Below are 24,383 nucleotides of genomic sequence, written 5' to 3'. Positions count from 1 at the left end.
GTCCCGTCCAGGCTACGCGAGCGGCTGCCCGGACTCCGCCCCACGTAGGCTGGAGAGGTGCCGAATCGTCGCCGGGTGTTCTCGCTTCCGCTCGGAGATCGCGAGGCCGTGCTGGTCAGGTCGCGCCTGCGGCCCGGCCGGTACGAGCTCCGCGTGGACGGCGTGCCCCAGTCGATCGTGTCGACGAAAGACCCGACGACCCTCGCGTACGGATACGTGCGCCACATCGCCCGGGCCATCGATGCCGCAGCGCCCGCGGGCTCGCGGCTGTTCACCGTGCACCTCGGAGCGGGGGCGCTGACCCTCGCCCGCTACGTCGAGGCGACACGCACCGACTCGCGGCAGCTTGTGGTGGAGTCCGAGCCCGCGCTGTACGCGGCGGTGCTCGCGGCGCTGCCGCTCCCTGCGCAGGCCGATGTGCGGGCCGTCTTCGGCGATGCCCGCGACGTCGCCGACTCGGCGGAGCCCTCGGACTGGACGGACGCGCAGTTCACCGTCGTCGACCTGTGGGACGCCGCCGTCATCCGCCACCGCGTGGCGAGCCGGGAGTTCTACGCGCGGGTCGCGGCGCGCTCCGTGCCGGGCGGGGTCGTCGCGGTCAATCTGCTCGACGGGCACCCGTTCGACTACTCCCGGCGCCAGGCCGCGACGCTACGGTCGCTGTTCGCGCATGTCGCGGTCGTGCTGGACTTCGATCCCGACGATGAGGCCGGGCCCCTCGGGAACGTGCTCGTGTTCGCGAGCGACCGGCCGTTGCGCGTCGCGGAGGATCCCGCTCTCCTCGGCGCCCCCGCGCCGCAGCTGTTCGCCGGTGACGAGCTGACCGCGTGGATCGGGTCGGCGCGGATCATGACGGATGCCGACGGGACCGACTCCCCCGACCCCGACCACCCGCGGTGGGGCTAGCTCGGCGACGAGCATCGAGCGGGCGGCGACCCGTTCAGTCGATGAAGCTGGCGTCGCGGAACGCCCTCGCGTAGATCTCGCGGGTCGTATCCGACTTGCGTTCGTTGCACTCCGATACACGCTCGCCGCGGGCGTTCGACGCCGCCGCCGCCGCGCGCTTCGCGTCGCGGTAGACCTCGCGGTCCTCCGGGTGCGCCCGAAGCCAGTCACGGAAGATGATGTGACGCGCCGGCTCGGGGGCGTCGGAGAACCGGACGATGTCCTCGGGCGATGGATGCTGGGCGCGCATCCGGTCAGTACCAGAAGCTCAGCCGCGGGGCGACCGTCGTCGCGAACAGCCGCGCGATGCGCGCCGGGTCGTCGGCGTGCAGGCGCCCGGCGCGCGCGAGCGTCACCGCGGACACGCCGCCGAGCAGCAGCGCCGACAGCTCAGCGATGCCGAGGGTCACGACCGGAAGGCCGACCGGCGGCGCGTCGACGATGTCGACGGATGCGGTGCCCTCGGCATCCGTCGTCAGCGCGAACGTGCCACCGGCGATCTCGAGCGGATCGGTCACCTCGAGCACGACCGCGTCGGCGACGTCGAACCGGCGCGCGGCGAGCGTCGCCGGCACGTCGAGGATGCGGAGGTAGTGGTGGTCGCGCAGGCTGATCTTCGCGGCGCGCTGATCGGCGATCATCCACCAGAGCGGCTCGTCGACGGCGAGTTCGGAGACCCGCACCGTGCTGATGAGGTCGAGCGAGAGCAGGAACCGCCACAGCCCCGCGTATGCGTCGTCGGTCGCCGCGAGGAGCAGCGCCACATCGAGGGACGACTGGGTGAAGTCGTCGTGGTTCTCGGTAACCCTGTAAAGCGCCAGCCCGTCGACCTCGCCGTCCGGCGACCGGTACTGCACGACCCGCAGCTGGTCGGCCTTCTCGGCGTCGGGCCGCGTGCCGAAGAAGCGGTCGGGGTGCCCGCCGGGCAGGTCGATCTCGCCCGGCATGCCCCGGCGCACGCGCTCGTGCAGCGTGTCGGCGAGCGCGCGGCCCTGCTCGCGCGTGACGAAGTCGATGCGTCCCGGCGCGTCGGGGCCGATCCACCGCGCGCGGCGCACGTCGATCTCCCATTGCGCCGCGACCACCGCCGGCGCGAAGCCGAACCGTCCGTAGATCGTCGACTCGCTCACCGTGAGAGCGGCGATCGGCACCCCCAGCTCGACCGCCGCGCGCAGCTCGCCGCGCATCACGGCGCGGAGGATCCCGCGGCGCCGGTGCGTCGGGGCGACCGTGACCGAGCTGATGGCGGATGCCGGGACCGCCCCGCCGCCCGGCAGCGACAGCTCGGCGATCCACGACGCGAACGTCGCGACCGGCGTCTGCGCGACGGGCGCCGCGGGGTCGTACACCCCGATCTTGCGGCGGTACGCCGTGTGATCGAAGAACGCCTCCCGCCGCGCGTCGTTCGGCTCGCCGTCGAGAAATCCGCGCGCGACGGCCTCCAGCCACGCGTCGGTCGCGTCGCGGTCGGCGTCGCCGACGCGCGCGACCGTCAAGCCGTGCGCGGCGAGGCCCTCGACGGCGCCGCGGTCGATGCCGGCATCGTGGTAGCGGGTGCGAAGGTCGGTCACGGTTCCTCCCGGGAAATCAGCGGCTCAGCGGGTCACGACGCGGGCGCCGGGGACGGGCCCGTGCACGTGGAAGACGCGCAGGCCCGTCGCGGCGAGTGCGGCGGTGAGGTCGTCGCCGGCGCGCTCGTCGGCGGCGAGGAAGGCGATCGTCGGGCCCGAGCCGGAGACGAGGCCGGCGAGCGCGCCGGCATCCGTCCCCGCGCGCAGCACGTCGGCGAGCGCGGGGCGCAGCGAGAGCGCTGCCTCCTGCAGGTCGTTGCGCACGGCCGCGGCGAGTGCGGCCGGGTCACCCGCCCGCAGCGCCTGCAGCACGGCGGGGTCGACGCGCGGCACGCCGTGCGCGGGCGCGATGTCGGGAAGCGCCCGCAGCCGGTCGAGCTCGCCGTACACCGCCGGCGTCGACAGGCCGTCGGCGCTCGTCGCGAGCACCCAGTCGAACCGGCCCCGCACGAGGGCGGGGGCAAGCTCGTCGCCGCGCCCGGTGCCGATCGCGGTGCCGCCGAGCACGGCGAAGGGCACGTCGGCGCCCAGCTGCGCCCCGAGCTCCTGCAGCTCGAGGGTGCTGAGCCCGGCATCCAGCAGCTCGTTCACCGCGACGAGGGCGGCCGCGGCATCCGCCGACCCACCGCCCATGCCGCCGGCGACCGGCACGCCCTTGTGGATCTGCAGACGGATGCCGCCGGTCCAGCCGGCGCGCTGGGCGACCAGGCGCGCCGCGCGCACCGCCAGGTTGCCCTCGTCGAGCGGCACCCCGGCGACGTCGACATCGCCGGTCACGTCGATCGCGTACGCGTCGTCGAGCGACGCCCACAGGTCTTCGTGGACCGACACCGCCTGATACACCGAGGCGACGTCGTGGTAGCCGTCGGACTGCACGTCGCCGACGTCGAACGCGATGTTGATCTTGCCCGGGGCGCGCACATGCACGCGCGGGGCGGAGACGCCGGCCAGGCTCACGCTGTCGCCGATTCCGCCCACAGGTCGACGTCGATCGAGTCCGAGACGGCGTCGATGCGCTCGATCTCCTCGGTTGTGAACGCGGGGCCGTCGATCGCCGCGAGGTTCTCGTCCAGCTGCTCGGTGCGCGATGCGCCGATGAGAGCCGAGGCGACGACCTCGTCGCGCAGGACCCACTGCAGCGCGAGCTGCGCGAGCGACTGGCCGCGCTCCTTCGCGACGACGTCGAGGCTGCGGAGGGCTGCCAGTGCCGACGCACTGAGTCTGCGGCCCGGCAGCGACGCGCGCTGCTGCGCGCGCTCGGCGGTGCCGTCGCCGAGGTACTTGTCGGTGAGCAGGCCCTGCGCGAGCGGCGTGAACGCGATCGCGCCCATGCCCTCCTGACGAAGAGCACCGGTGAGGCCGTCCTCGATCCAGCGGTTCAGGATCGAGTACGACGGCTGGTGGATGATCAGCGGCGTGCCGAGCGATCGGGCGATCGCCGTCGCCTCGACGGTGCGCTCGGCGCTGTACGACGAGATGCCGACGTAGAGCGCCTTGCCCTGGCGCACGAGCGTGTCGAGGGCGCCGATCGTCTCTTCGAGCGGGGTGACGGGGTCGTAGCGGTGCGAGTAGAAGATGTCGACGTAGTCGAGCCCCATGCGCTGGAGCGACTGCCCGGCGCTCGCGAGCAGGTACTTGCGCGAACCGAGGTTCCCGTAGGGGCCGGGCCACATGTCCCAGCCTGCTTTCGACGAGATGATGAGCTCGTCGCGGTACGGGCGGAAGTCCTCCCGCATCATGCGGCCGAAGTTCGTCTCCGCAGACCCGTAGGGCGGGCCATAATTGTTGGCGAGATCGAAGTGCGTGATGCCCCGGTCGAATGCGTGGCGCAGCACCGCCCGCTGCCGGTCGAACGGGATGTTGTCGCCGAAGTTCCACCACAGGCCGAGCGAGATCGGCGGCAGGTAGAGCCCGCTGGAACCGACCTGACGGAACCCGGCCCCCGTGTAGCGGCTCTCAGCGGCGATGTACGGACGATGGATGTCTCCGCCGCGCGCGGGCGGGAAGCGCTCTTCGATGTCGGTCACCTTCCCAGGCTAGCGACGGCGCCCCCCGAGCAGGCGTCATCCGCTGGAAACGTGGACTGGCCTAGGGTGGGCGGACTGGGGAGATCACCGGCGCGCAGGCACTGGCAGACGAGAGGAGAGACGATGACGACATTGAAGGCACTGCCCTCTCACCCCCATCCGTGGTCGCGGGTGCTGGACCGGTCCGACGTGAGGTGGGTCGACGGCATCCTGCATCTGGTCCACGACGATCTCACTCCCGAGCAGGCGCACACCGCCGACCTCGTGATGGTGGCGGATGCCGTCATGACGGCGGGCGTCGATCCGCTGCTCGTGCGGCACGACCGCCGCAGCCCCGCGATCGTCGTCGACGCCGGCGACGCCCCGCGCGCCCTCGCGGCGATCGCGGCCCTCGCCGAGCGCGACCCGGTCTATGTGAAGCCGCGCGGCCAACACGCCCGCATCGCGTCGGACCTGCGCGCGGCGGAGGTGCCGGTGCCCGCGTCGATGCGCCTCTTCCGGCCGCGCGTGACCGCGAGCGGCACCCGGCGGTACGGCGCCGCGAACGGCGTGCGCCTGGAGGTATGGCAGACCCGTGACGGTCTCGTCCACGCGCCGCACGCGAACGCGCTCACCCGACGAGTGTTCCCCGCCGGCGACCTGATCGAGTCGACCGTGCGCCGATACGGGCGCAGCTGGCGCACGATCGCGGGCATGTTCGACCCGCAGCCCGACGAGGTGACGTTCGACATCGACATGGTCTTCTCGTGGGTCGACGGGTCATCGAGTGAGTTCCAGCGCCAGCGCGCCGCGCAGATGAAGGAGTACGTCGTCGGTGAAGGGGACGACGGCCCGGCGCGGTACCGCCACGTCGACGAGCTGCGGTACGCCCTGCGCAGCGTGCACATGTACGCCCCGTGGGTGCGGCGCATCTTCATCGCGACCGACTCGCCGCATCCGGCCTGGCTCGCGGAGCACCCGCGCGTGACGATCGTGCGGAGCGAGGAGTTCTTCGCCGACCGGTCGGTGCTGCCGACGCACAATTCGCACGCCGTCGAGGCGCAGCTGCACCGCATCGAGGGGCTCGCCGAGCATTTCCTGTACTCCAACGACGACATGTTCTTCGGGCGGCCGGTGTGGCCCGAGCTGTTCTTCACGTCGGCGGGGATCTCGAAGTTCGTCGAGCGCGGCATCCGCATCGGCAGCGGGCCGGCGCGGCTCGAACGGTCGGGGCACGACAATGCGCTGCGGGTGAACCGGGATCTCCTGAAGGACCGGTTCGGCCGCACGATCCTGCGCGATCTCGAGCACTGCGCGGCGCCGCTGCGCCGCAGCGTGGCGGCCGAGCTGGAACGCGAGTTCGCCGAGGAGTTCCGGCGCACCGCGGCATCCCGCTTCCGCAGCGCGACCGACATCTCCGTGACCAACAGCCTGTACCACTACTACGCGCTGATGACCGGGCGCGCGCTCGCGTCGAGCGAGCCGCGCGTGCGCTACGTGCAGACGACGCTCGCCGCGTCGCTGCAGCAGATGGACCGGCTCGAGAAGCGGTCGGATGTCGACATGTTCTGCCTCAACGACGGCGGCGAGTCGGAGATGCCGGAGCATGTGCGCGTGCAGCGGCTGCGTGGCACGCTCGAGCGCATGTTCCCGATCCGCGCGCCGTGGGAGCGCGACGACGTCAGGTCAGCACCGGCAGCGGGCGAGTCGGGGGCGACGACCGGCGCCGCACGCTGACGCCGGAGACGCCGGCGTCGGCCAGGCGCCGGCGGGCGGTCGCGGCGTCGGTGTACTCCATGACGCGCGGGGCGTCGACCGGGACGACCGAGTGCACGACCGTGTCGTCGAAGACGTGGATGAGGTTGTACGACTGGGCGCCGTCCTGCGGGCGCGTGCCGCCGACCGGCACCGTGAGGTCCTGCGCGTAACACGTCGACGACGCCACCGAGACGGGGATGCCGGCGAAGGTCGCGAACGTCGAGTAGTGCAGGTGCCCCGCGATGATCGCGCGCACGTCGGTGCCGCGGAGGACCGTCGCCAGGCGCCGCTGGTCGCGCAGCTCGACGCTCGCCGCGAGGGCGAGGACGCTCGGGACGGGCGGGTGGTGCATCGCGAGGACCGTTCCGAGCGGTGCGGGCGCGGCGAGCACGTCGGCGAGCCAGGCGAGCTGGTCGTCGGAGAGCTCGCCGTGGTGGTGTCCGGGGACGGACGTGTCGAGGGTCACGATGCGAAGACCGTCGAACTCCTGCAGCCGGTCGACGGGGCGGAGGTCGTCGGGACTCTCGTCCCACAGCTCCGCGCGGAAGGCGCCGCGCGCGTCGTGGTTGCCCATGACCCACACGACGGGGGCGCCGAGGCGATCGGCGAAAGGGGCGACCATCGCGCGCAGCTGGGCGTACGCCTCACGCTCGCCGAGGTCGACGAGATCGCCGGTGAAGACGATCGCATCGGGGTGGACGCCGGATCGCTCGATGCCCGTGAGCGCGCGCTGGAGGTTGTCGGCACCGGAGACGACGTCCCAGATGCGTGATCCGCGCGCACGCAGATGCGTGTCGCTCAGGTGCAGCAGAATCCGTTCGGGTGCCGGATACTCGGCCGTGCGCATGGCCGTCATGCTACGGGGGCGAGTTGAGCATCCGGTGAACGCGGGCCGACGTGTCGGCAACCGGGGCGCGGGCTGCGGAGCGTCAGCGCACGAGGCGGGCGACGCGGACGAAGTCGTCGATCGTGAGCTGCTCCCCGCGCGCCGTCGGGTCGACGCCAGCGGCGGCGAGGGTTTCGCTCGCGGCGGCGGACGACCCGCCGAGCACGGGGGCGAGCGCCTGTCGCAGCATCTTGCGGCGTTGCTGGAAGGCGGCATCCACGATCTGGAACGTCTTGCGGCGGAGACTGTCGTCGCCGCGCGGCTGCGGGTCGCGGTGGAAGCCGACGAGCACGCTGTCGACGTTCGGCACGGGCCAGAAGACCTGCCGCGAGACGGTGCCGGCGAGGCGCCACGGCCCGTACCAGGCGGCCTTGACGCTCGGGGCGCCGTAGACCTTGGATCCGGGCGGGGCGGCGAGTCGCTCCCCCACCTCGGCCTGCACCATGACGACGCCGCGGGCGATGTGCGGGAAGGTCTCCATGAAGTGCAGCAGCACCGGGACGCTCACGTTGTAGGGCAGGTTCGCGACGAGCACGTTCGGCTCGCCGGGCAGGTCGCGCACGCGCAGTGCGTCGGCGTCGATGACGGTGAGCGCGCCCGCCGCGACACCGTGCGCCGCGGCCGTGGCGGGCAGCCGCTCGGCGAGCCGGTGGTCGATCTCGACCGCCGTGACGCGCGCGCCCGTCTCGAGGATCGCGAGGGTGAGCGACCCGAGACCGGGGCCGACCTCGACGACATGATCGGATGCCGTGACCTCGGCCACGTGCACGATCTTGCGCACGGTGTTGGCGTCGACGACGAAGTTCTGGCCGAGCTTCTTGGTCGGGGTGACGTCGAGCTCGGCGGCGAGGGCGCGGATCTCGGTGGCGCCGAGCAGGGTCACGGGCATGCATCGAGCGTACCGACCGACACACAGCAGTTCGTCACATGATGTTCACCGGACTGGAACCACAATGACCGCACGGTCACGCACCCTGGTTATGAGCGCCGACGTCGCCGCCCGCATACATGCCATCAACCGGGGGGTAGACATGGCACGAGCGACAGAGCTGAGGGCTGTCCATCCGACGAGACCATCACGGGGTCCGAGTCCCGTCATGGTGCTGTTGGTGCTGATCGGGACGATCGGCATCCTGGCCTACGCGGGGTTCCTGCTGGATCCCTCGCACCGGGGCGACCTGCTGCCCTACGCGATGGTCATCACCGCCGAGACGATCCTCGTCGCACAGGCGCTGCTGGCGATGTGGACGATCCTGTCCGGCTCGAGCGACCCGCGCGACTACGTCTACCACGACGCGGCCGCGCGGCTCATGCCGGGCGCGGGCGACGGCGATGACACGGTGCACCTGGCGGGCGCACCTGTCATCGTCGACGTCTTCATCACGGTGTACGGCGAGGATGTCGAGACGATCCGCCAAACGGTCCGCGCCGCCGTCGCGATGCGCGGTGCGCACCGCACGTGGGTGCTCGACGACGGCCGGTCCGACGAGGTGCGCGTCCTCGCCGCCGAACAGGGTGCGAGCTACGTCCGCCGGCTCAGCTCCAACGGAGCGAAGGCCGGCAACATCAACCACGCGCTCTCGATCGCGAAGGGCGAGTTCTTCGTCATCCTCGACGCCGACTTCGTCCCGAAGGAGAACCTCGTCGTCGAGATGCTGCCGTTCTTCGCGCACGACGACGTCGCCTTCGTGCAGTCACCACAGGCCTACGGCAACCTCACGACGGTCGTCGCGCGCGGCGCCGCCTACATGCAGACGGTCTTCTACCGGTTCATCCAGCCGGGACGCAACCGGTTCAACGCCGCGTTCTGCGTCGGCACGAACGTCATGTTCCGCCGTCGCGCGATCGACGACGTCGGCGGCGTGTGCACGGACTCGAAGTCGGAGGATGTCTGGACCTCTCTCCGCCTGCACGAGCGGGGCTGGCGGTCGGTGTACCTCTCCGACGTCCTCGCGATCGGCGAGGCGCCCGAGACAGGGGTACTCGGCACTGGCGGGTGCCGAGGCGGCGAGCGCGGCCGCGTCGGCGCTCGCCGCGCGCGACGAGTTCGACGACGGGTGGTCGAAGGCCCTCGCCGAGGCGTGGGTTGCGGCCGTGCAGCTGCGGGGCTGGTGATCAGCCCGCCGCGGCACGCGCCGCGGCGGGCAGCGCCGCCGCGATGCGTCCGATGACCTCGTCATCGTGCGCGGCTGTGACGAACCACGCCTCGAACGCCGACGGCGGGAGCGAGACACCGGCATCCAGCATCGCGTGGAAGAACCGGCCATAGGCGGCGGAGTCCTGCCGCTGCGCCGTCCCGTAGTCGGGCACCCCACCGACGACGGCCTCGCCGAAGAAGACGCTGAAGAGCGTCCCGGCGCGCTGGAGGACGTGCGGCACCCCCGCGGCGTCGAGGGCCGCACCGGTGGCGGCGGCCACGGCATCCGCCGCCGCCGCGAGCCGCGCGTACGCGTCGTCGTCGGCGTGCCGGAGGGTCGCCAGACCCGCCGCGACCGCGACCGGGTTCCCGCTGAGGGTCCCCGCCTGGTAGACGGGGCCGACCGGGGCGAGCAGGTCCATGATGTCCGCGCGGCCGCCGACCGCGGCGACCGGCAGCCCGCCGCCGATCACCTTGCCGAAGGTGACGAGATCGGGGGTGACCGCCTCCCCCGCCTCCGCGAGCACCTCGGCGTAGCCGCCCGCGGCGGCACGGAAACCGGTGAGGACCTCATCGCTGATCAGCAGCGCACCCTCGGCGCGGCACAGGTCGGCGAGGAAGGTCGTGAACCCGGATGCCGGTGCCACGACCCCCATGTTCGCGGCGGCGGCCTCGGTGATGACGGCGGCGATGCGGCCGGGGTGGGCGGCGAACACGGCGGCGAGCGCGTCGCGGTCGTTGTAGGGCACGACGAGGGTCTGCGCCGCGACGGCTTCGGGAACGCCGGCGGATCCCGGCAGGGCGTAGGTCGCGAGGCCCGAGCCCGCCGCCGCGAGCAGCCCGTCGGAGTGGCCGTGGTAGTGCCCCGCGAACTTCACCAGCAGGTCGCGCCCGGTCGCGCCGCGCGCGAGGCGGATCGCCGTCATCGTCGCCTCCGTGCCCGTCGAGACCAGCCGCGCCTTCTGCACGGCGGGGACGCGCCGCACGATCTCCTCCACGAGTTCCGCCTCGGCCGGCGTCGGAGCGCCGAACGACAGGCCGCGCCGCGCCGCGGCGAGGACCGCGGCGACGACCTCCGGGTGCGCGTGACCGAGGAGCGCGGGCCCCCAGCTCGCGACGAGGTCGACGTAGCGGCGACCCTCGGCATCCGTCACGTACGGCCCCGACGCCTCGACGAGGAACCGCGGCGTGCCGCCCACCGACCCGTAGGCGCGCACCGGCGAGTCCACCCCGCCGGGGATCACCGCACGGGCGCGGTCGAACAGCTCGTCGTTGCCCACTCCGGCGATCATGCGAGGCTCCGTCCGTCGCGCAGCCACCCGGCGACCTCGATCGCCCAGTACGTCAAGATCGCCTCGGCGCCCGCGCGGCGGATGCCGACGAGGCTCTCGCCGATGGCGCGCTCGCGATCGATGACGCCGGATGCCGCGGCGTGCTCGATCATGGCGTACTCCCCCGACACCTGGTACGCCCAGACGGGAACGGGCGAGACGGCCGCGACCTCGGCGAGCACGTCGAGGTACGGGCCGGCGGGCTTGACCATGACGATGTCGGCGCCCTCGTCGACATCGGCGAGCGCCTCCTGGACGCCCTCGCGTCCGTTGCCGGGGTCGAGCTGGTAGGTCCGCCGGTCGCCCTGCAGCGTCGATTCGACGGCGTCGCGGAACGGCCCGTAGAACGCGGAGGCGTACTTCGCGGAGTAGGCCAGCAGCACGACGTCGGTGCGCCCGGCGGCATCGAGCGCGGCGCGGCACGCGGCGACCTGGCCGTCCATCATGCCCGACAGCCCCAGGATCGCGGCGCCGGCGTCGGCCTGTGCGAGCGCCATCCGCGCGTAGACCTCGAGGGTGGCGTCGTTGTCGACGCTGCCGTCGGCGGCGAGCACGCCGCAGTGGCCGTGATCGGTGAACTCGTCCAGGCACAGGTCGGCCTGCACGGTGAGCCGGCCGGCGGCCGCCTCGGCCGCGACGCGGATGGCCCGGTTCAGGATGCCGTCCGGATCGATCGCGCCGGAGCCGACCGCGTCGCGGTGGGTCGGGACGCCGAACAGCATGATGCCGCCGATACCCGCAGCGGCAGCCTCCTCGACGACGGCCGGGAGGCCGTGGAGCGGATGCTGCGACACGCCCGGCATGCTCGCGATGGGCTGCGGCGCGTCGATGTCCTCTTTCACGAACACCGGCAGCACGAGCTGCGCGGGGTGCAGCCGGGTCTCGGCGACGAGGCGCCGCAGGGCGGGGCTGTGCCGCAGGCGGCGCAGGCGCCGGACGGGATACGCGGTCATGGGGTGACCTCCGGGGATCGGGGACGGGAGTCGAGCTCGGCCAGCAGGGCATCGACGCTCTGGGTGTGGGCGGTATGGCCGACGGTGAAGCCGAGGCGCTCGGCGTCGCGCGTCGTGCCGGGGCCGATCGAGGCGACGAGGACGGATGCCGCCAGCTGCGGCACCTGACGGCGCAGCTCGCGACCGACGCTGAGCGAGGTCAGCAGCACGACGTCGATGCGCCCGTCGGCGAGGTCGCGGGCGACGGGGTCCGGCAGATCGACGCCGACCGTCCGGTAGCCGATGCACACGTCGACGGCGTACCCCTGCAGCTCGAGCTCGTCGCTGATGACGGCGGCGGCGAGGTCGGAGCGCACGACGAGGCACCGGCCGGTGGATGCCGCCGCACGCCCGGCGGACCACTGCGCGATCATGGCGCGTGCCGAGGACTGGCCGACGGGCACGAACGCGACGTCCGCCCCCAGGTCGGCGACCGCCCGCGCGGTGGCCTGGCCGACGGCCGCGACCTGCGTCGTGGCGGGGAGCGTGAGGCCGCGCGGGGTGAGGAACGCCGCCAGCTGCTCGATGCTCGCCGCGCTCGTGACGAAGAGCCAGTCGTAGCGGCCCGCGGCGAGCTCGGCGAACATGCCGTCGCGCACGCTCGGGTCGCGCGGCGGCGCGGTCCGGATGAGCGGCGCGACGACGGGGTCGGCGCCGCGGCGGCGCAGCTCCGCCGCGACCCGCTCCCCCCAGGCGCCCGCACGCGGGACGAGCACCCGGGCGCCCTGCAGCGCGCCGGTCACGGGCGATCGCCCGTGCTGAGCGGGCCGGCGCCGCCGCCCGCGCCGCCCGGGCCGCGCGACCCGAGGTCGGCCAAGTCGCCGGCTCCGGCGGCCATGAGGTCATCCACGACGAGGGCGGCGAACCGGTCGCGGCCGGCGGCGTCGGCCAGGTCCGGGCGCGGGATGCGGCGCTCCACCCGGACGGTGCGCGATCCGTCGAGGGCGTACACCTCGGCGATCACCGCCACGACGGGCTGCGACGCGTCGGTCAGGCGCGCGGAGATCCCCACCGGCGCGGCGCAGCCGGCTTCCAGGCGCCGCAGCACGGCGCGCTCGGCGAGGGCGGTGGTCTCGGCATCCGGATCGGTTATGGCCGCCACCAGCGCCGCCGACGCGTCGTCGTCCCGCACCTCGACGGCGAGGGCACCCTGACCGGCCGACGTCGGCCACGCGGTCGCGTCGAACACCTCGGCGATGCGGTCGGCGCGGCCGATGCGCACGAGCCCCGCCTCGGCGAGGACGATCGCGTCGTACTCGCCCTCGTCGACCTTGCGGAGCCGCGTGTCCACGTTGCCGCGGATGCCGCGGACCTGCAGGTCGGGCCTACGGCGCAGCAGCTGCGCGACGCGGCGCGGCGATCCGCTGCCGACGACGGCGCCCTCGGGGAGGTCCGCCAGGCTGACACCGGCGCCGGCGCGCTGCCGTGTGCACAGCGCGTCACGGACGGGCGCGCGCGGGGGGACGGCGCCGATGCGCAGCCCCGCGACATCGGCGGTCGGCAGATCCTTCATCGAGTGCACGACGAGATCGCACTCCCCCCGCAGCAGGGCTTCGCGCAGCGCCGCGACGAACACGCCGGTGCCACCCAGCTGCGCCAGCGGCCCGGTCAGCACGTCGCCGGCGGTCGTGATCGGAACGAGCTCCACCTCGCGCCCGGTCGCCGCGCGCAGCGCGTCGGCGACGTGACCGGACTGCGTCGTGGCGAGCAGGCTCGCCCGGGTGCCGAGCCGCAGCGGCGGGGCGGATGCCGGGGTGCCGGCTGCCGTCACGGTGCGACCCCGGCGAGAGCGGGCTGGAAGCCAAGCCGCTTGTTCTCGCAGCATCCGGGCCGGCAGACGTCGTCCCAGGGGCCGAGCGCGGTCTCGTGCGGACGGTCCGCGGGGTCGGTCCCGTCGAGTCGCTCCGTGATGAGGTCGACGAGGCCCGCGACGTAGGCGGGATGGGTGCCGGGCGTCGGCGTGCGGATCGCGGTGAGGCCGAGCTCGCCCGCGGTCTCGAGCGCTTCGGTGTCGAGATCCCAGAGCACCTCCATATGGTCGCTGACGAACCCCAGCGGCACAATGAGCACAGCCTTGCGGCCCGCGGCCGGCAGCTCCTGCATGGCGTCGTTGATGTCGGGCTCGAGCCACGGCACCTGCGGCGGACCGGACCGGCTCTGGTACACCAGCTGCCAGGCGCACGCCGACCCCAGCCGCGCCATGATGGCCTCGGCGACGGCGGTGTGCTGCGCGACGTAGGCGCCCCCGGCGCCGAGGTCGCGCTCGGGCGGGCCGGAGCGATCGGCGTCGCTGTTCGGGATGGAGTGCGTCGAGAACAGGATCTCGATCTCGTCGTCGCCGAACCCGTCGGCGTGCAGCCGCGCGAGGCCCGCGGCGACCCCCTCGGCGAACGGGGTGACGAAGCCGGGGTGGTCGAAGAACTGGCGCACCTTGTCGATCTCGACCCGGCCCGACAGCCCGGTCGCCTCGACCGCGTCGGCGAGGTCTTCGCGGTACTGCCGGCACGACGAGTACGAGCTGTAGGCGCTCGTCGCGATGGCGAGGAGCCGAGTGTGGCCGGCGTCGTGCGCGGCCTGCAGGGCGTCGGCGACGTAGGGCATCCAGTTGCGGTTGCCCCAGTACACCGGCAGGTCGAGCCCGCGGGCGGCGAGCTCGGCGTCCAGGGCCGCCTTCAGCTCGCGGTTGTGGTCGTTGATCGGCGACACCCCGCCGAAGTGGCGGTAGTGGTGCGCGACCTCCTCGAGGCGTTCGTCGGGGATGCCGCGACCGGCCGTGACGTTGCGGAGGAACGGGATGACGTCGTCCTGGCCTTTGGGGCCGCCAAAGCCCAGCAGCAGCACAGCGTCGTAGGCGACGGGTGTCGTCGCGAACCGGTCGCCGGCGCACGTCGCCGTCGTGGCGGCGGGCACCCGGCATCCGTCGCCGCATACCGGCGCCGCACTCGCGCGCGGCGGCTTGGGACGGAACCCGGTGATGTTCTCCGCCATCAGCTCAGCACCTCCGCGAGATCGGCGACCTCGATGCGGCGGCCGGTGTAGAACGGCACCTCCTCGCGCACGTGGCGGCGGGCGCCGGTCGCGCGCAGGTCGCGCATCATGTCGACGAGGTGGATGGGGTCGTCGCTCTCCAGTGGCAGCAGCCACTCGTAGTCGCTGAGCCCGAACGTGGAGACCGTGTTGGCGACGACATCGGTGAACCGCGCGCCCTTGCGGCCGTGCTCGGCGAGCATCGCGGAGCGCTCCTCGTCGGGCAGCAGGTACCACTCGTAGCTCCGGACGAACGGGTAGACGCAGAGCCAGCCGCGGGCGTGCTCGCCGCGCAGGTAGCCCGGCACGTGCCGCTTGTTGAACTCCGCCTCGCGGTGCACACCCACGGCGGTCCACACCGCCGTGGCGCCGGCGAGCACCGTGGTGCGGCGCAGGGCGCGCAGCGCCTGCTGGAGGACCGCCGGGCTCTCGAGGGCGGTCTGCTCACCGGTGTGCAGCCACACCAGCAGATCGGCCTCGCCGCGCATGCCGGTCACGTCGTAGAGCCCCCGCAGCGTCACGCCGTCCGCCTCGATGGCGGCGACGGCGGCCGTGAGGTCCTCGAGCGCCGCCGCATCCGGCGCGCCGTGGCGCGGCCGGGGCAGGGCGAGGACGGCGAACAGGGTGTAGCCGAGCGGGATGGTGTCGGTCATGCGGTGCTCCTGTCTGAGGCGAGGGGGCGGGGAAAGGCGGGGGCGGCGGTCAGCTGGGCGGCGAGGTCGCGCGCGTGCGGGATGACCGAGGCGAGGCCGGTGCCGGCGACGGCGGCGCCGGTGAGGTGGATGCCGCCGCGCGCGCTCGCACGCGCGAGACGAGCGGCCGCGCTGCCGGCGGGGGCGATGTCGACGGCATCCGTCCAGCGCTGCACGATGACATCGGCGATGTCGCACGCCGTGACGGCGACGCCGGTGAGCAGTCGCAGCTCGCGGGCGATGTCGTCGGATGTGCGCAGCCGCGCGGCGGCGCCGTCGCGAGCCGAGAGCCGCACGAGATGGATGCCGGCGGCGTCGGCCGCCCGGCGCGCCCACCCCCACTTCGCGGTGACGTGGGTGAGCGCCTTGGCCGCGGTGGCCAGTGCCGGGTCGACGATGACGCCCGACCCCACCGGGTCGGCGTCCAAACCGGGGTGGGTGATCGCGGCCGCGACGAGGTTCACGTCCCCGGTCGCCGCGTCGCGGGCGCGGCTCGGCGGGTCGGCGACGGCGGGCACGGCGGCGGCGTTCGGCAGCGCGGCGGCGTTCGGCAGGGCGGCGAGCAGCCGGTCGGTCGCGGCCGGTCCGGTCGCGACGACGACGTCGCGCGCGCGGATCGGGCCGGCGGCTGTGTGCACCGTGACGCCGGCGGCGTCTGCCGTGAGCGCGGTGACCGCCGTGTCGGTGCGGAGGTCGGCGCCGCGGCGGGCCGCGGCGTCCGCCAGGGCCACCGGCAGCCGCCACATGCCGCCGTCGATCCCGCCGACCGCGGCGCCGGCACGGGCGGTCGTGGCCACGGCATCCGCCGCCTGCAGCAGCGAGCCGTGCTGGCGGAACGCGCGCCAGAGTGCGGGGTGCACCGCCTCGAGGGTCACCTCCGTCGCGGGCCGCGAGTAGACGCTCCGGCAGAGCGGCTCGACGAGACGGTCCGCGACGAGCGGGCCGAGGCGCTCGGCCACCAGCGCGTGCAGCGAGGCCGGGGCGGCCGTCCCGTCCGCGGTCGGGATCGCGCCGGTGGGCTCGTCCGCCGCGCGACGGGCGGCGGTCTCGCCGAGGATCGCCACGACGTCGGGCGCGAGCGGATCGGCGGGGATGCCGAGGACCGTCCGGCGCGGCAGGCGCGCGCGCATCGGGCCGTCACTGGTCGCCACGGCCAGCCAGGCGCCGGCGGGCTCCGGGCTCACCAGCTCGAGATCGAGGCCCGCGTCGGCGACCAGCCGCGCGACGGCGTCGGTGCGCGTCGCGAACGACTCCGCGCCGAGGTCGATCGCGACGCCGCCGACCGTGCCGCGCTGCAGCAGGCCGCCGAGCGCGCCGGACGCCTCGCAGAGGACGACGGATCTCCCGGCGCGGGCGACCTCGTGCGCGACGACGAGTCCCGCGATGCCCCCGCCGATGACGACGACGTCGGCGTCAGCGCTCACGCGAGATCCCTGCGGCCGGCCGCCGGGCGCCAGTCGTGCACGGTCTGCACGAGCGCGGTCAGCACGGCGGGGTCGGTGTCCATCGGCACGCCGTGACCGAGGTTGAACACGTGCGCGCGGGCCGCCGTCCCCGCGTCGAGCACGGCGTGCGCGGCGGCTTCCCGCACCTCGGCGGGCGCGAACAGGAGCGCGGGATCGAGATTGCCCTGCAGGGTCAGGTCGCGCCCGATGCGGGCGGCGGCGGCATCCAGCGGCACGCGGTAATCCACCCCCAGCGCGTCGATCTGCAGCGACGCCATGTCGGCCAGCAGCTCGCCGGTGCCGACGCCGAAGTGGATGAGGGGGACCTCGACGTCCAGAGCCCGCACCGGCTCCAGCGCCGCGGCCGAGGCCGGGAGCACCGCGCGGCGGTAGTCGGCCGGCGCGAGCGCCCCGGCCCACGAGTCGAACAGCTGCGCGGCGCTGGCGCCCGAGCGCACCTGCAGCGCGAGGAAGCGCCCGGTGACCTCCGCGAGCCAGGCGGTCAGGTCGGCCCACGCCGCCGGATCGGAGTGGATGAGGCTGCGCGCGGCCAGGTGGTCCTTCGACGGACCGCCCTCGACGAGGTAGGCGGCGAGCGTGAAGGGCGCCCCGGCGAAGCCGATCAGCGGAATCGCCTCGCCGCGGCGTTCGCCCTCCTCGGCGAGCATCGCGGTGGTGCGCGCCACGGCATCCGCCACGGCCTCGCCGCGCTCCTCGACCAGCGCGGGGTCGGTCTGCACGAGCCGGGCGATGTCGGCGGCCGTCCGCACCGGGCGGGCGAAGACGGGGCCGCGGCCGGCGGCGATTTCCACTTCCACGCCGACGAGGTGCAGCGGCACGATGATGTCGCTGAAGAACACCGCCGCATCGACGCCGTGACGGCGCACCGGCTGCAGCGTGATCTCGCTCGCCATCGCCGGGTCCAGGCACGCGTCGAGCATGGTGCCGGTCTGCCGCAGCGCGCGGTACTCCGGCAGCGAGCGGCCCGCCTGGCGCATGAACCAGACGGGCGTGATCTCGGGCCGATCCCCGCGCAGCGCCCGCACGAGGCGGGAGTTCGCGGTGCCGTGGGCGACGAGCGGGTGAGACGGGGTGGCAGGAAGGATGATGAGCTCCAGGCAGCAGGTTCGCGCACGTTTTCGACGGCGGTTAATCGTTATACTAACCCGCGTGCTCGTCTGCCTGTCCGCCCATCAGCGCACCACGCCCCTCGAGGCGCTGGAGCGCCTGTCCGTCGTGGGCGACGGCGTCGCGACGGACCTGACCGCGGCCCACGAGACGATCCGCGGCGCCGTGGTCCTCGCGACCTGCAACCGCTTCGAGGCGTACTTCGACCTCGTAGACGAGCCCGACGAGGCGTCGCCGGTGCCGGCGATGGATGCCGTGATGGAGCGCCTCGCGGACCTTTCCGCGCTGCCCTTCCGCGACGTCCGCGAGACCGTCGACTTCGCGCACGGCAACCGCGTCGCCCAGCACCTGTTCGCCGTCGCGTCGGGTCTGGACTCCGTCGCCGTGGGCGAGGACGAGATCGCCGGTCAGGTGCGCCGTGCCCTCGACGCCGCGCGCGAGGCCGGGGCCACCACCGCGCCGCTGGAGCACCTGTTCCAGCGGGCGACCGAGACCTCCCGCGCCGTGAAGAACTCCACCCGGCTCGGCGAGTCGGGCCGCTCGCTCGTGCGTCTCGCGGTCGAGCTCGCCGGCTCCCGGATCGAATCATGGGACAGCGCTCGCGTGCTGCTCGTGGGCACGGGGCGCTACGCAGCGGCCTCGCTCGCGGCGCTCCGCGCCGTCGGCGCCGTCGACATCCGCGTGCACTCCCGTTCCGGCCGCGACCGCTTCGCACGGCGCGAGCATCTGACACCGGTAACCGCGGCCGACTTCGCCGCCGAGGCCGCCCACGCCGACGTCATCGTCACCTGCACCACGACGACGGACTCCTACGCACTGGACACCGAGCATCACAGCGCCGCCCGCGCGGGGCTCACGACGCCGCAGCTCGTGATCGACCTCGGCATGCCGCGCAACGTCGACCCCGGGCTCCGCTCGCTCCCCGGCATCGACGTGCTCGACCTCGACACGATCCGAGTGCACGCGCCCATCGACGAGTTCCAGGCGATCGGCCAGGCGCGGATGATCGTGCAGACCGCTGCGCAGCGGCACGCGATGGCCCGCCGCGTGCACGAGGTGGCTCCCGCGGTCGTCGACATGCGCGCCCACGTGCACAGCGTGCTCGAGCAGGAGATCGCGCGCACGCGTGCGCGCGGCGGCGACGCCGACACGGTCGCGGCGACCGAGGCCGCCCTGCGCCACTTCTCGGGCGCGCTGCTGCACACCCTCATTGCACAGGGCCACGGCCTGGCCGCCGCCGGTTCCGGCGAAGCCTGGGTCGACGCGGTGCGGACGGTCTTCCCGCGGACGGCCCCCTCCGTCGAGGCCACCCCCGCCGGAGTCGCGGCCGATGAGCCGGATGCCGCGGCATCCGCCCCGACGGGACCCGGCCCCGCATGAGCCGGGTCACGCTCCGCGACGTCGCCGCGCGGGCGGGCATGTCCACGGCGGCGATCAGTCAGGCACTCAACGACCGCGGGAACCTGCGTCCCGAGACCCGCGAACGCATCAAGACGCTCGCGGCCGAACTCGGCTACGCGCCCAACAAGCACGCCGCGGCCCTGCGCAGCGGGCGGACGATGTCGATCGGCTTCGTCATGGCGCAGGGGTCGCTGCAGGACGGCCGGCGCGCGCTGCAGCGGGCGCGCCAGCTCGACGCGCTCGTGCAGGCCGGGGCGGTGCGCGGCTTCACCGTGACCGTGCTGCCCGACAGCCGGCCCGACCTCGTCGCCGGCACCCAGATCGACGCGCTGTACTTCCCCGACCCCGCCGACGACCGCACCGTGCTGCGCGCGGCGCAGGCCCGCGGCATCCCGGTCGTGGCCAGCGACCTGACGGTGCCGGGCGGGCTGACCATCCGCACCGGATACGCGGCCGCGGTGCGCGCGGGGCTCGCGCACCTCGCCGCCGCCGGCGCCGAGCGGATCGGTTTCCTCGTCGACGAGAGCGAGGTGCCGCGCGATCAGCAGGGCGAGAGCGCGTACCTGGCATGGAGCGCGCTCGGCGGCCGCACGCCGCTCGTGGCGCGGGTCGACGCGGGGCGGCGACGCCTCATCCCCGCGCTGCACACGCTGCTCGACGCGGGCGCCGACGCCGTCTTCGCGTTCTGCGAGGAGGGGCCGGAAATCTACCTCCACCTGGAGCAGATCGGCCTGGTCATGCCGCGCGATCTGCAGCTGATGGCGCTGTGCACGATCGACTGCGAGCTGAACGAGCGCCTCGGCGTCACCCACGTGTGCCTGTACCCGGAGCGCGCCGCCGAGATCGTCCTCGGCTCGCTCGACGCCCTCGACGCCCCGGACGCCTCCCCCGCCGGCACCGCCCCGTCGCGCGCGATCGATCTCCCCTTCGAGGTCGTGCGGGGCACCACCACCCGCTGACCCCCCGCTCCCACCCCCTCCCTCCCCGTCCTCCCCGTCCACGACGGATGCCGAGTGCGCCCCTTTCCGCCGAGCGCGCCCACTCTGGCCCGACAACACGGGGCCATCTCGCGCGCAACGGGCCCACTCGGCGAGCTGGCCGGGGCCCGGGGCCCGGGGCACGGGGCACGGCGAGGGGGAGGCGGCGCAGGGACGCGAGGCGACGTAGGGGCGGGGGTGGCGCGCCCTAGGATGGCGAGGTGCCATCGCTGGGTGAGATCGTCGCGCCGCGTCGGCTCGGCCGGGATTTCCGGTGGCTGCTGGCATCGTCGTGGACGAGCAACATCGGCGACGGCATCGCCCTGTCGGCCGCTCCCCTGCTCATCGCCTCGATGACGACCTCGCCCCTCCTCGTGGCGGCGGGCGCCATGATGCAGTTCCTGCCGTGGCTGCTGTTCGGGCTGTTCGCAGGCTCCGTCGCCGACCATCACGACCGGCGCCGCATGGTGATGATCGCGAACGCCTCGCGCGCGGTCGTCGTCGCGGGGCTCGTGGCCTTTCTCGTCACTGGCCACGCGACCGTGTGGATCGTGCTGGCGACGGCCTTCCTGTACGGCACCGCCGAGGTATTCGCCGATTCGGCCGGGAGCACCCTGCTGCCGATGCTCGTGCGGCCGGGCGACCTCGGCATCGGCAACGCGCGGCTGCAGGCCGGCTACCTCGTCGCCAATCAGCTCGGCGGACCGCCCCTCGGGGCCTTCCTCTTCGCCATCGGGTCGTTCTGGCCGTTCCTCGTCCAGATCCTGTGCGTCGCGATGGCCGTCGTCCTCATCTCCCGGATCGCGCGCACCCCGGTCCCCGACCACGGCGACGTGGAGCCCGGAGTGAAGCCGCACCCCATCCGCGAGGGACTGCGCTGGCTGCGGCACAACGCGCCGGTGCGGACGCTCGTCGTCATCATCCTGGTGTTCAACATCACGTGGGCCGCACCCTGGGGCATCCTCGTGCTGTACGCCACCGAGCACCTCGGCATGGGCGCCGTCGGATACGGTGCGCTGACCACGGCATCCGCGCTGGGCGGTCTCGTCGGCGTCGCGAGCTTCGGCTGGCTCGAGAAGCACATCTCCTTCGCGACGCTCATGCGGGTGTGCCTCACGCTCGAAGTGCTCATGCACCTCGCATTCGCGCTGACGACGCACGCCGTTGTCGCGTTCGTCATCATGTTCGGGTTCGGCGCCTACGCGTTCGTGTGGGGCACGATCTCCACGACGGTGCGCCAGCGCCTCGTGCCGCTGCCGCTGCAGGGCCGGATCTCGTCGGTGAACATGGTCGGCATCTTCGCCGGACTCGTCATCGGCCAGTTCCTCGGCGGGCTGATCGCCCAGACGTGGGGGCTGACGGCGCCGTGGTGGTTCGCGTTCGGCGGTTCGGCGGTGACGCTCATCGTCATGTGGCGCTCGATCGCGCACATCGCCGCGGCGAAGCCGGTGCTCGCGGACGATCAGGACGTGAAGGAGCCGTAGACCTCGAGCGTGTTGGCGGCGAGCTGCGCGCACAGCTCGTCGATCGGCATCCCCAACTCCGCAGCCATGAACCGCACCGTCACGGGAACGAGGTACGGCGCGTTCGGCCGGCCGCGCAGCGGCGTGGGCGTGAGGAACGGCGCGTCGGTCTCGACGAGGATCCGCTCGCGCGGGGTGACGGCCAGCGCATCGCGCAGGTTCTGCGCATTCTTGAAGGTGACGTTCCCCGCGAAGCTCAGCCAGTAGCCGCGGTCGGCGGCGATGCGGGCCATGTCGGCATCGCCGGAGAAGCAGTGGAACACCGTGCGCTCGGGCGCCCCGACGCGCTCGAGCGTGTCGAGGACGGCGTCGTGCGCGTCGCGGTCGTGAATCTGCATCGCGATGTCGTGCTTCTTGGCGAGGGCGATGTGCGCCTCGAAGCTCTCGTACTGCGCGGGCAGTCCCTCCTCGCCGGTGCGGAAGAAATCGAGCCCCGTCTCGCCGATCGCTCGCACGCGCGGCTGCGCGGCGAGCTCGTCGATGACGGCGATGGCCTCATCGAGCATGCCTCGTTCGGCATATGCGGGCGCCTCGTTGGGGTGGATGGCGACCGCCGCGAGGACGCGCGGGTGCGAGGCTGCGGCCCACGCCGACCATCTGCTCGACTCGATGTCGCCACCGGCCTGCACAACCCCCACCACGCCGACCGCCGCGGCGCGCTCCAGATGGTCGGCGAGCGCCAGACCCTCGCCGTCCTCGATCTCGAGGTGGCAGTGGTTGTCGTAGACCGGCACCGGCAGGGGCTCCGGCGCCGGCGGGTACGACACGTCTCGCGCGCTCTTCTCGCGCACGCGGACGTAGCTCGACGGGTCGGTCGACGGGTCGGTCACGGCGTGTCACCTCCTCGGGCTCGCGCGGCCGATTCCGGCACGCGCGGCGGAAACTTTCGGGTGCGCATGCCACTTTCGACCGCGCATGCGGCGCGGCGCGCGGGCGTCACTGCTCGATGCGCGGGAACAGCGGCGCGAGGCCGTTCACCGACGTCCCCGGCCGAAGGACGCCCCACGCGCCCGCCTCGCGCAGCGGCTGATCCTGCAGGCGCCCGCTGTGGCCGAGCGCCTCCCACAGCTTCTGCGTCGCCTCCGGCATGAACGGACTCAGCAGCACCGCCAGCGCCCGCAGGCCCTCCGCCGCGGTGTACAGCACGGTGCCGAGGCGTTCGCGCTCACCCGCCTTCGCGAGCGCCCACGGCTCGTTGTCGGTGATGTAGCCGTTCAGCGCGTCCACGATGGTCCAGATGCCGGCGATGGCCTCGTCGGGGCGGAAGCGCTCCATCGCCGCGTCGGCGTTCGCCGCGGCATCCGTCACGATCTGCTGGACACGCAGATCGCCGTCGGTGTACGCGGATGCCGGCGGCACGACGCCCTCGAAGTACTTCTCGATCATGGCCGTGGTGCGGGAGGCGAGGTTGCCGAAGCCGTTGGCGAGCTCGGCCTGGTAGCGGGCGGAGAGGTCCTCCCACGAGAACGACCCGTCCTGGCCGAAGGCGATCGCCGACAGGAAGTAGAACCGGTAGGCGTCCGACCCGAAGACGTCGGTGATCTCGGTCGGCGCGATGCCGGTGAGCTTCGACTTCGACATCTTCTCGCCGCCCACGAGCAGCCAACCGTGCGCGAAGACGCCGCGCGGCACATCGAGCCCCGCGGCCATGAGCATCGCGGGCCAGATGACGGCGTGGAAGCGGAGGATGTCCTTGCCGACGACGTGATACGCCGGCCAGCGGCGCTCGAACTGCGCGGGGTCGGTGCCGTAGCCGACCGCCGTCGCATAGTTGAGGAGCGCATCGACCCACACGTAGATGACGTGCGACGGATCCCACGGCACCGTGATGCCCCAGTCGAACGCCGAGCGCGAGATCGACAGGTCCTTCAGGCCCGACCGGACGAACGAGACGACCTCGTTGCGCGCCGACTCGGGGCGCACGAAGTCGGGCTCGTTCTTGTAGAGCTCGAGGAGCCTGTCGCCGAACTCGCTGAGCTTGAAGAAGTAGTTCTTCTCCTGCAGCAGCTCGAGCGGCTTGGAGTGGATCGCGCAGACTTTGAGCCCCTCGAAGGCGCCGGTGCCGTCGACGATCTCCGCCTCGGGCTTGAACTCCTCGCAGCCGACGCAGTACAGCGCCTCGTACTCGCCCGCGTAGATGTAGCCCCGGTCGTACAGCGTCTGGACGAACTGCTGCACGCGCTCCTCGTGGCGCGGCTGGGTGGTGCGGATGAAGTCGTCGTTTCGGACCTCGAGGGTCTCCAGCAGCGGGAACCACGACTCGGTGACGAGCTTGTCGACCCACTCCTGCGGCGTGACGCCGTTCGCGGCGGCGGCGCGCAGCATCTTCTGGCCGTGCTCGTCGGTGCCGGTCAGCATCCAGGTGTCGTCACCGGACTGACGGTGCCAGCGCGCGAGCGCGTCGACGGCCACCGTCGTGTACCCGTGCCCGATGTGGGGCAGATCGCTCGGGTAGTAGATCGGCGTCGTGATGTAGAAGGACTGACCGGTGCTCACCCGACGATTCTAGGCGGCGCCCCGGGGCGCTCCTGCTCTGTGACGAGCAGCGGCGCTCTCACGCAGCC

Annotated in this window: 22 protein-coding genes; 6 read left to right on the top strand and 16 right to left on the bottom strand. The window is 73.2% G+C overall.

Annotated features, from left to right (window positions below; translation table 11 throughout):
- Positions 1-57: 57 nt before the first annotated feature.
- Entirely contained in the window at positions 58-906 is an 849-nt protein-coding gene (locus JOD60_RS08960; RefSeq protein ID WP_157127917.1) for a spermidine synthase, read from the top strand.
- Positions 907-940: 34 nt separating this feature from the next.
- Here the strand turns inward: JOD60_RS08960 and JOD60_RS08955 are convergent, their stop codons facing one another.
- The 4 genes from JOD60_RS08955 to JOD60_RS08940 are packed head-to-tail and all read right to left on the bottom strand — an operon-like array spanning position 941 to position 4,543.
- Positions 941-1,195, bottom strand: a complete 255-nt coding sequence (locus tag JOD60_RS08955; protein ID WP_076690315.1) for a GrpB family protein — start codon at positions 1,193-1,195, stop codon at positions 941-943.
- A 4-nt stretch (positions 1,196-1,199) separates the two neighbouring features.
- Entirely contained in the window at positions 1,200-2,516 is a 1,317-nt protein-coding gene (locus JOD60_RS08950; protein ID WP_076690314.1) for a GNAT family N-acetyltransferase, read from the bottom strand.
- A gap of 24 nt (positions 2,517-2,540) precedes the next feature.
- A complete protein-coding gene (locus JOD60_RS08945; protein ID WP_232321733.1) occupies positions 2,541-3,494 on the bottom strand; it encodes a 4-(cytidine 5'-diphospho)-2-C-methyl-D-erythritol kinase in 954 nt (317 codons plus the stop codon).
- Positions 3,470-4,543, bottom strand: coding sequence for an aldo/keto reductase (locus tag JOD60_RS08940; RefSeq protein ID WP_076690313.1), 1,074 nt, complete (start codon positions 4,541-4,543; stop codon positions 3,470-3,472). The genes JOD60_RS08945 and JOD60_RS08940 overlap by 25 nt, the downstream gene beginning before the upstream one ends.
- Before the next feature lie 123 nt (positions 4,544-4,666).
- Here JOD60_RS08940 and JOD60_RS08935 point away from each other — a divergent pair, with 123 nt between their 5' ends.
- Positions 4,667-6,259, top strand: a complete 1,593-nt coding sequence (locus JOD60_RS08935) for a stealth family protein (protein ID WP_076690312.1) — start codon at positions 4,667-4,669, stop codon at positions 6,257-6,259.
- Here the strand turns inward: JOD60_RS08935 and JOD60_RS08930 are convergent.
- Together JOD60_RS08930 and rsmA are read right to left on the bottom strand one after the other, a co-directional pair.
- Positions 6,204-7,127: a phosphodiesterase gene (locus tag JOD60_RS08930; protein ID WP_076690311.1), complete on the bottom strand. Its 924-nt coding sequence runs from the start codon at positions 7,125-7,127 to the stop codon at positions 6,204-6,206. The two genes, JOD60_RS08935 and JOD60_RS08930, sit on opposite strands and share 56 nt — an antisense overlap.
- 82 nt (positions 7,128-7,209) lie before the next feature.
- Positions 7,210-8,055: a 16S rRNA (adenine(1518)-N(6)/adenine(1519)-N(6))-dimethyltransferase RsmA gene (rsmA, locus tag JOD60_RS08925; RefSeq protein WP_076690310.1), complete on the bottom strand. Its 846-nt coding sequence runs from the start codon at positions 8,053-8,055 to the stop codon at positions 7,210-7,212.
- Between the two features lie 208 nt (positions 8,056-8,263).
- Here rsmA and JOD60_RS08920 point away from each other — a divergent pair, with 208 nt between their 5' ends.
- Positions 8,264-9,337: a glycosyltransferase family 2 protein gene (locus tag JOD60_RS08920; RefSeq protein WP_076690309.1), complete on the top strand. Its 1,074-nt coding sequence runs from the start codon at positions 8,264-8,266 to the stop codon at positions 9,335-9,337.
- Here JOD60_RS08920 and hemL read toward each other — a convergent pair.
- The 8 genes from hemL to hemE are packed head-to-tail and all read right to left on the bottom strand — an operon-like array spanning position 9,282 to position 17,908.
- A complete protein-coding gene (gene hemL / locus JOD60_RS08915; RefSeq protein ID WP_076690308.1) occupies positions 9,282-10,595 on the bottom strand; it encodes a glutamate-1-semialdehyde 2,1-aminomutase in 1,314 nt (437 codons plus the stop codon). The two genes, JOD60_RS08920 and hemL, sit on opposite strands and share 56 nt — an antisense overlap.
- Entirely contained in the window at positions 10,592-11,587 is a 996-nt protein-coding gene (gene hemB, locus JOD60_RS08910) for a porphobilinogen synthase (RefSeq protein ID WP_076690307.1), read from the bottom strand. Before hemB ends, hemL begins: the two co-directional genes overlap by 4 nt.
- The gene (locus JOD60_RS08905; protein ID WP_076690306.1) at positions 11,584-12,369 is read right to left on the bottom strand and encodes a uroporphyrinogen-III synthase; all 786 of its coding nucleotides are present in this window, start codon (positions 12,367-12,369) and stop codon (positions 11,584-11,586) included. Before JOD60_RS08905 ends, hemB begins: the two co-directional genes overlap by 4 nt.
- Positions 12,366-13,397 carry a hydroxymethylbilane synthase gene (hemC, locus tag JOD60_RS08900; RefSeq protein ID WP_076690305.1) on the bottom strand — a complete coding sequence of 344 codons (1,032 nt, stop codon included), beginning with the start codon at positions 13,395-13,397 and terminating at the stop codon, positions 12,366-12,368. The genes JOD60_RS08905 and hemC overlap by 4 nt, the downstream gene beginning before the upstream one ends.
- Positions 13,394-14,614 (bottom strand): ferrochelatase, encoded by a 1,221-nt coding sequence (locus JOD60_RS08895; protein ID WP_076690304.1) that lies wholly within the window; start codon positions 14,612-14,614, stop codon positions 13,394-13,396. The genes hemC and JOD60_RS08895 overlap by 4 nt, the downstream gene beginning before the upstream one ends.
- On the bottom strand, positions 14,614-15,306 hold the full coding sequence (gene hemQ / locus JOD60_RS08890) for a hydrogen peroxide-dependent heme synthase (RefSeq protein ID WP_076690303.1): 693 nt from the start codon (positions 15,304-15,306) through the stop codon (positions 14,614-14,616). Before hemQ ends, JOD60_RS08895 begins: the two co-directional genes overlap by 1 nt.
- A complete protein-coding gene (locus JOD60_RS08885) occupies positions 15,303-16,769 on the bottom strand; it encodes a protoporphyrinogen/coproporphyrinogen oxidase (RefSeq protein ID WP_076690302.1) in 1,467 nt (488 codons plus the stop codon). The genes hemQ and JOD60_RS08885 overlap by 4 nt, the downstream gene beginning before the upstream one ends.
- Positions 16,766-17,908, bottom strand: coding sequence for a uroporphyrinogen decarboxylase (gene hemE / locus JOD60_RS08880; protein ID WP_076690301.1), 1,143 nt, complete (start codon positions 17,906-17,908; stop codon positions 16,766-16,768). Before hemE ends, JOD60_RS08885 begins: the two co-directional genes overlap by 4 nt.
- A gap of 52 nt (positions 17,909-17,960) precedes the next feature.
- Between hemE and JOD60_RS08875 the strand changes: the two genes are divergently transcribed.
- The 3 genes from JOD60_RS08875 to JOD60_RS08865 all read left to right on the top strand — a co-directional run bounded on the left by JOD60_RS08875 (position 17,961) and on the right by JOD60_RS08865 (position 21,780).
- On the top strand, positions 17,961-19,298 hold the full coding sequence (locus JOD60_RS08875) for a glutamyl-tRNA reductase (protein ID WP_076690300.1): 1,338 nt from the start codon (positions 17,961-17,963) through the stop codon (positions 19,296-19,298).
- Entirely contained in the window at positions 19,295-20,278 is a 984-nt protein-coding gene (locus JOD60_RS08870) for a LacI family DNA-binding transcriptional regulator (RefSeq protein WP_076690299.1), read from the top strand. Before JOD60_RS08875 ends, JOD60_RS08870 begins: the two co-directional genes overlap by 4 nt.
- 239 nt (positions 20,279-20,517) lie before the next feature.
- Complete coding sequence (locus JOD60_RS08865; RefSeq protein WP_076690298.1) at positions 20,518-21,780, top strand: MFS transporter; 1,263 nt, start codon at positions 20,518-20,520, stop codon at positions 21,778-21,780.
- On the opposite strand, the gene JOD60_RS08860 is transcribed toward JOD60_RS08865, so the two are convergent.
- Positions 21,759-22,649: a TatD family hydrolase gene (locus JOD60_RS08860; RefSeq protein ID WP_076690297.1), complete on the bottom strand. Its 891-nt coding sequence runs from the start codon at positions 22,647-22,649 to the stop codon at positions 21,759-21,761. The genes JOD60_RS08865 and JOD60_RS08860 overlap by 22 nt on opposite strands.
- A gap of 106 nt (positions 22,650-22,755) precedes the next feature.
- Complete coding sequence (gene metG, locus JOD60_RS08855; RefSeq protein WP_076690296.1) at positions 22,756-24,315, bottom strand: methionine--tRNA ligase; 1,560 nt, start codon at positions 24,313-24,315, stop codon at positions 22,756-22,758.
- Positions 24,316-24,383 lie beyond the last annotated feature (68 nt).

Source organism: Microbacterium aurum (genome assembly GCF_016907815.1).
Lineage (GTDB): Bacteria > Actinomycetota > Actinomycetes > Actinomycetales > Microbacteriaceae > Microbacterium > Microbacterium aurum.
Note: the sequence above shows the minus strand (reverse complement) of the source record. Positions and strands in the feature narration are given on the sequence as shown.